Raw genomic sequence first — 243 nt, forward strand, 5'->3', positions numbered from 1 at the left:
AACAGTGATAATTGTCATCATTGGAATGAGCAGAAGATAAGACCAATGGATAAAATGAGCTATCATTCCACCAATAGCTGGACCGATACCTTCTCCCATAGCTACTATGGAGCCAATAAGACCAAACGCTTTACCCCTATTTTCCTTTGGAATATATCGCGCAACTACAACCATCACGAGTGCTGGAAATGCAGCTGCACCAGCTCCTTGAATAAATCGAGCCAGAATAAGTATGGGAAAAAA

At 41.6% G+C, this 243-nt stretch carries 1 protein-coding gene; it reads right to left on the bottom strand.

Annotation, left to right across the window (positions count from 1 at the left end; genetic code table 11):
- Nucleotides 1-243: MFS transporter (locus AWV70_RS22655; RefSeq protein WP_153010053.1), on the bottom strand; the 243-nt coding region annotated here is incomplete at both ends.

Source organism: Sporosarcina koreensis (assembly GCF_001531445.1).
Lineage (GTDB): Bacteria > Bacillota > Bacilli > Bacillales_A > Planococcaceae > Sporosarcina > Sporosarcina koreensis_C.